This window comes from Aeromonas sp. HMWF016 (assembly GCF_963878195.1).
GTDB classification, from domain to species: Bacteria; Pseudomonadota; Gammaproteobacteria; order Enterobacterales; family Aeromonadaceae; genus Aeromonas; species Aeromonas lacus.
The window spans coordinates 47,041-52,879 of sequence record NZ_CAWNWX010000017.1; the positions used below are offsets into that span (position 1 = coordinate 47,041).

Here is a 5,839-nt window from a genome sequence, read left to right on the forward strand (position 1 = left end):
TCTGGAGCTCTACCTGCGCAAAAGCCGCCCGCTGGTGCTGACCGCAGCCGGCAGCCAGCTGCTCGCCCTCGCCCGTCAGGTGTTGCCCGCTCTGGCCCAGACCGAGAAACAGTTGCAAGCCCTGCAGAGCGGCGATGCGGGCAGGCTGCATCTGGCGCTCGATTGCCACAGCTGCATCCAGTGGCTGTTGCCGCTGTTGCCCGATTTTCGCCGCCAGTGGCCGGGGGTGGATCTGGAGGTGGAGTCAGTGCCGGGCTTTGATGCCATCAATGCCCTGCTCGGCGGCCAGCTCGACCTGCTGCTCACCTCGGACGTGCAGGCCCGCGGCGATCTCCACTTCGAGCCGCTGTTTGCCTTCGATCTCACTCTGGTGATGGCGCCGGATCATCCCCTCTGCCACCAGAGTCGCATCGAGCCGGGCGATCTGGAGGCGGAGGTGCTGCTGGTCTATCCGGTGGAGCGCAGCCGCATGGATATCTTCAGCCGCTTTTTGCAACCCGCCGGGGTGGAGCCCGCCCGCTGCAAGCCGGTGGACAACACCTCGGTGATGCTGCAGATGGCCGCCGCCGGGCTCGGCGTCGCCGCCCTGCCGCGCTGGGCCAGCGACGAGTTTGTCAGACAAGGGATGCTCTGCGCCCGCCCCCTCGGGAGTGGTATTCGTCGCCATATGTACGGCGCGGTGCGGGCCGCCGATCGGGATCAAGCCTGCCTGCAGAGCCTGTTCGAGCGCATTCGCACCAAGATGGAGGGATAGCCCCCTCAGCGAGGCTGGCCGACCTCTGCCAGCAGTGCAGGCAACTGCGCCTTGATAAAGTCGATGAGGGCCCTGACCGCCGGTGACAGACCGCGCCGCGCGGGATAGAGCATCACCAGCTTGCCATCTTTGGGGCGCCACTCGGGCAGCAGTTGTTGCAGCCGCCCATCCGCCAGCTCATTCACGCAGGCGTAAAGTGGCAAGCCCACCATCCCGAGCCCCGCCAGCGCCGCCTGTTTGAGGGTTTGCACATTGTCGCTGCGCAATAGCACATTGACCGCCACCTCCTCACTCTCCCCACTGTCGTGCCGCAGCCGCAACAGATCTGCCTGACGCTCCAGCGAGCTGAAAAGCAGGGCATCCTCTCCCTCCAGCTGGCTAGGGTGCACCAGCGCATTGTGTCGGGAGAGCCACGCCGGGGTCGCCAGCACGCCCCACTGCACCGTACAGAGCGGCACCTGCACCAGGCTGGAGGGGGGCTGCTCAAAGGCCACCCCGCGGATCACCACATCCAGCCCCTCCTCCAGCAGATCCACCTGCCGATTGCTGGCTTGCACGGCGAGTCTCACCTTGGGGTATTGGGCCATGAAAGCGGGCAGCAAGCGGGCAAGCAGCGCATCGGCCATGGTAATGGGCACGCTGATCCGCACCAGACCGCTCGGCTCCTGCTGCCGTTGCCGCACAGCCGCCTCTCCCGCCTGCGCTTCGGCCAGCATCGCCTGACAGTGGCGATAGAGCACCTCACCGGCATCGGTCAGGCTGAGTTGGCGCGAGGTACGTTGCAGCAGCCGGGTATCCAGCCGCTCCTCCAGCAGCCGGATCCGGCGCGAGATCCGCGACTTGGGCACGCCAAGCGCCCGCGCGGCAGCAGTGAATCCCTGTCGCTGCACCACATGGGTGAAGAGATAGAGATCATTCAAATCAAGTTCCAGTGGTGTCATCGGGCAGCCTTGGTCAGGGTGAGGTGCATTCACATCGTTCCATTGGCGGAACGATAAGAACCTATTTCACCAGATTGTCGCCATTTTTGCAGCCATCATAATGGCCCTGTCCCCATCAGACGGTTGCTGCGCGGGCAATCCGCCCCACCAGCAAGGGCCGTTTGACTGTTCCGATATCACAAGGAGTTCACCATGAAACTGCGACAAATCTGCTCTGCCACCCTGCTCGGTCTGGCGACCCTGACAGCCACATTGGCCACCACAGCGACACCGGTCATGGCCGCCGAGGCTGCCAGCCATCCGACTGTATCACCCAACCGCTATCTGGAGATGCTCTCCCGAGACAATGCGGTACTGCTGCTGGTCGACCATCAGGTCGGCTTGCTGAGCGGCGTGCGCGACACCACGGTGGGCGAGCTCAAGCACAACGTGGTGGCACTGGCCAACGCCGCCCGCGCCCTCGGCGTGCCGGTGATCGTGACCGCGACCATGCCCGATGGCATGTGGGGCCCCACCATGCCCGAACTGACCAGTGCCCTGCCGGATGTGAAGGTGATCAACCGCACCGTCATCAACGCCTGGGACGATCCTGCCGTGCGCGCCGCCATTGAGAAGACCGGCCGCAAACAGCTGATCATCGCCGGGGTATCCCTCGAGATCTGCGCCAGCTTCCCGGCCCTCTCTGCCAAGGCTGCCGGCTATGATGCCCGGGTGGTGCTCGATGCCTCCGGCACCTTTAACGAAGCCAAGCGCACCACGGGGCTGCAACGCTTGCTGGGGGCCGGTATCCCAGTCACCGACTACGCCTCCGCCGCGGTCGAGATGCTGCGCAGCAACGTCGACCCCAAGGCGCACGATGTCTACAGCGCCCTCGACATGCCTTTCGCCACCCTGGTGTGGCAGATGCAAGAGGGTGCCAAGAAGTCTTAACTCGCCTCGCCTTCGGTCAGGTAACCGAAGGCATCTTTTATCTTCTGGAGGATCCATTGATGACCAGACGCCTGACCCTCTCCGCCCCCGTCAAGGGCCAACCACTGCGCATTGGCAGCGGCTTTGAAGCCAGCCATTTTGGCGAACACTTTTTCAACAGTCTGATAGACCCCGTGGTGATGGTGGATCACTTTCAGATGACCGCCCCCACCTTCGAACCCCATCCCCATGCCGGGATCTCTGCCGTCACCTATCTGTTCGAGGATTCGACGGCCCCCCACGTCAACTACGACTCCCTCGGCAATCAGGGCCCCATCGAACCGGGGGCGCTGCACTGGCTGGCAGCCGGGCGCGGGGCCGTACATACCGAGCAGCCGGAGGGGGCATCGCCCTATGTCCACGCCCTGCAGATCTTCGTCAACCTGCCTGCCCGTCAGAAGATGGCGTCGCCATTTGCCATCCACGCAGCCGCCGCCACCATCCCCGAATTTCATGACGAAGGGGTTCGGGTGCGGGTGGTCGCGGGCCACAGCAACGGCATAACGGCGCCACACTCGGCGGCGCTGCCCCAACCCTTTACCCTGCTCGATGGCCATTGCGCGCCCGGCAGCCGCTTCACCCATCTGCTGGCGGCAGGCTGGAATGCGATGCTCTATCCCCTGACCGGGTCGCTGACCCTGCAGGCGGAGGGAGAGCGGCACCTCATCCCGGCAGGTCACGGAATGGCGGTAAGCCTCCCTGCCGATGGCGGCGAGGCAATGGCACTGCAACTTGAGGCCACCGAGCCCTGCCACTTCGTGCTGCTCTCAGGCCAGGCGCTCAATGAACCACTGGTCAAATATGGCCCCTTCGTGATGAACAGCCACGACGCCATTGCAGATCGGCTGCATGCCTATCAGCGCGGCGAATTTGGCCAGCTCAACGATGACTGGCTGCACAACGGCCAATATCGGCCATGAGCACGCTCATTAGCCACCAGCCACAAAGCACGCGCTGGCCTCTGGTCTTCCTCGCCATTTTCGCCGGTGCCAGCGGCGCCCTCTGCCTTGGCAAAGTGCCCGCCGTACTCGGCATGCTGCGCAGCGAGCTGGGGCTGACACTGGTCGAAGCCAGCTATCTCGCCTCGGCTTTCAATACGCTGGCTATCCTCTTCAGCCTCTTTCTCGGCCTGTTGCTGACCCGCTGGAGTGGGCGGCAAACCGGGGTTGTCGGGTTGCTTGTCATCGTGACAGGCGGGGCGTTGGCGCTGCCTGCCACCGGGCTGGCCATGATGCTGCTGTCGCGCATTGTCGAGGGGATTGGCTTTTTGCTGGTCTCGGTGGCCATGCCCGCCTTTATCGTGACGGTGACCCGGGAGGAGGATAAACGGCTGGCCCTAAGCCTGTGGGCGGTCAACCTGCCCCTCGGGGCGGCGGCAGGCATGCTGCTCACCCCCTGGCTCACGGCGCAAGGTGGCTGGCACCTGGCCTGGCTGATCCTGATGGCCCTGCAACTCTCAGCCCTGCTGCTTCTGCTCGTCAGTCGCCCGGCAGATAAGCTGCGGGTCGGGACACCCAAAAAATCGATCAACTCTAGCCACCTACTGCGCCAGCTCACGGTGCTCCGACAGCAGGCACTCTGGCGCTACGGGTTGGCGTTCACGCTCTACAGCCTGATGCTCTGGGCGCTCTTTGTCTGGCTGCCGACCATGTTGCAAGGCAGCCCCGGGATTGGCCAAAGCCAGATAGCCCTGCTCTCGGCACTGGCGGTGGTCGCCAATATTCCCGGCAACCTGATGGGGGCATGGCTGCTGCGCCGGTGCGTGGCGCGAGATCGGCTCATCAGCTGGGCACTGGGCCTGATGGCGCTCTGCGGCATGCTCGCCTTCTGGCCCGGCCTGTCGCCGTGGTGGGCTTATGGGCTCTGCCTCGCACTCTCCCTGTCGGGCGGCATGGCACCGCCGGCTATCCTCTCGTCAGCGCAGGGGGTAAGTCAGGGGCCGGTGCAACTGGCCATCGTGCAGGGCTTTTTTGTCCAGCTCGCCAACCTCGGTCAGCTGCTGGGGCCCTTGCTGCTGGCCACCCTGATGACGGACAACGGCCATTGGGGGAATGCTCGCTGGCTCTTTCTGGGCGGCTTGCTGCTGGCAATCGGACTCTATCTGTGGCACCGCCCGCCTGTTGGCGGGCAAGAGCCCAACTGACAGCGGGGCCCAGCCGCATTGATATGTGTCAGGAGACGCCTGCGAAGTAACTGCGCAGCGCCTCCACCACCCGCCGCACCTTCTCCGGGATCTCCCGCTGCGGCGTGATGGCGTGGATCTCCATCGACGCCACCCGAAAACCGGGCAGCAGCTCGAGCAGACGCCCCTGCGCCAGATCCTCGCCAATCTCCCCTTCCGGTTGCAGCGAGATCCCCTGCCCCGCCAGCGCAAACTGGCGCAGCGGCAACACGTTGTTGCAGAGCACCTTGGCCTTGAACCTCACTCTATGCTCGCCCCCCTTTTCATCGAGTAGCAGCAAACCGTTGCCCAGCATGTCGCCGCAAAGCCAGTCGTGGATGGCCAGATCGGCGGGCGTGCGCGGCGCTCCCTTGCGTGCCAGATAGGCGGGGGCGGCGCAGAGCAGCATCCGGGTTTGCCCCAGTTTGCGGGCCACCAGAGTCGAGTCGGGCAGGCTGCCGACCCGCAATGCTACGTCGATCCGCTCGGCAATCAGATCCCGCTTTTCGTCGTCGGCGATGATCTGGATGGTGAGGCCGGGGTGGGCCTGCAGCAGCGGCGAGAGGGCCAGTGCCAGCGGCTGACCCGCCATCCCCACCGGGGCGGTGATCCGCACTTCACCGAGCAGGGCGTCGCGCACCTCCGAGAGGCGCAGCTCGGTCTCGCTCAGGGTCTGCTGCAACGCCCGGCACCCTTGCCACACCACCTCTCCCGCTTCGGTCAGACTGAGGCGGCGGGTAGAGCGATGGAGCAGGGGCAGCCCGAGCAGGCTCTCCAGCTGGCTGATATGCTGACTGACGGCAGAGGGGGTCATGCCGAGGGATTTGGCCGCCCCTGTCATGCTGCCCGCCTCCACCACGGCGGCGAAGATGGCGTAACGTCTGAGCTGTTCCATTATTAAATCCAGCTTACAAGTGAATGCATTTTTAAGGTTATTATTAAATCATAAATGACGGCGTAGGATAGCCCCATTCCAACAGTGAAGGAGAGTTCCCCATGAAGATTGCCCTGATA

Annotated in this window: 6 protein-coding genes; 4 read left to right on the top strand and 2 right to left on the bottom strand. The window is 64.4% G+C overall.

The window, feature by feature from the left end; translation table 11 throughout:
* Positions 1 to 754: LysR substrate-binding domain-containing protein (locus tag AACS24_RS01905; RefSeq protein WP_108572222.1), on the top strand; the 754-nt coding region annotated here is incomplete at its 5' end.
* A gap of 5 nt (positions 755 to 759) precedes the next feature.
* On the opposite strand, the gene AACS24_RS01910 is transcribed toward AACS24_RS01905, so the two are convergent.
* Positions 760 to 1,695, bottom strand: a complete 936-nt coding sequence (locus AACS24_RS01910; RefSeq protein WP_108572189.1) for a LysR substrate-binding domain-containing protein — start codon at positions 1,693 to 1,695, stop codon at positions 760 to 762.
* 192 nt (positions 1,696 to 1,887) lie between these two features.
* Between AACS24_RS01910 and AACS24_RS01915 the strand changes: the two genes are divergently transcribed.
* Genes AACS24_RS01915 through AACS24_RS01925 form a run of 3 tightly spaced genes read left to right on the top strand, consistent with a single transcriptional unit; the run spans position 1,888 to position 4,807 of the window.
* Entirely contained in the window at positions 1,888 to 2,625 is a 738-nt protein-coding gene (locus AACS24_RS01915; RefSeq protein ID WP_108572190.1) for an isochorismatase family protein, read from the top strand.
* Between the two features lie 59 nt (positions 2,626 to 2,684).
* The gene (locus AACS24_RS01920) at positions 2,685 to 3,584 is read left to right on the top strand and encodes a pirin family protein (protein WP_108572191.1); all 900 of its coding nucleotides are present in this window, start codon (positions 2,685 to 2,687) and stop codon (positions 3,582 to 3,584) included.
* A complete protein-coding gene (locus AACS24_RS01925) occupies positions 3,581 to 4,807 on the top strand; it encodes an MFS transporter (RefSeq protein WP_108572192.1) in 1,227 nt (408 codons plus the stop codon). The genes AACS24_RS01920 and AACS24_RS01925 overlap by 4 nt, the downstream gene beginning before the upstream one ends.
* Positions 4,808 to 4,835: 28 nt before the next feature.
* Here AACS24_RS01925 and AACS24_RS01930 read toward each other — a convergent pair whose 3' ends face one another.
* Entirely contained in the window at positions 4,836 to 5,720 is an 885-nt protein-coding gene (locus AACS24_RS01930) for a LysR family transcriptional regulator (protein WP_108572193.1), read from the bottom strand.
* Positions 5,721 to 5,839 lie beyond the last annotated feature (119 nt).